This is a genomic window from Mesorhizobium sp. M7A.F.Ca.ET.027.02.1.1 (assembly GCF_004022985.1).
Lineage (GTDB): Bacteria > Pseudomonadota > Alphaproteobacteria > Rhizobiales > Rhizobiaceae > Mesorhizobium.
This window is the reverse complement of the sequence record NZ_RZOL01000988.1, coordinates 1-394: the sequence shown is the minus strand read 5'-3', so window position 1 is coordinate 394 and position 394 is coordinate 1. Positions and strand designations below refer to the sequence as shown.

Sequence of the window (394 nt, the reverse complement as noted above, 5' to 3'; positions counted from 1 at the left end):
GCGACATGCTGTCCGACGTGGCCGCCATGCTGACTGGCTCGCTCGGCATGCTGCCATCGGCCTCGCTCGGCGCACCTGATGCCAAGACCGGCAAGCGCAAGGCCATGTATGAGCCGGTGCACGGTTCTGCCCCTGACATCGCTGGCAAGAGCATTGCCAACCCGATCGCCATGATCGCGTCCTTCGCCATGTGCCTGCGCTACTCGTTCAACATGGTGGACGAAGCCACCAAGCTCGAGGCGGCGATCGCCAATGTATTGGACAAGGGCATCCGCACCGCCGACATCATGGCCGACGGTTGCCGTCAGGTCGGCACGTCTGACATGGGTGACGCGGTTCTCGCCGAATTCAAGGCGCTTTCGGCGTAACGCTTAAAACGGGCTGGGCAGTTGGC

General features: G+C 62.9%; 1 protein-coding gene. It reads left to right on the top strand.

What is annotated here, in order from left to right; genetic code table 11:
• The coding region (locus EN749_RS37385) for an isocitrate/isopropylmalate family dehydrogenase (protein WP_245491609.1) at positions 1-368 on the top strand (368 nt) is incomplete at its 5' end.
• Positions 369-394: the final 26 nt, after the last annotated feature.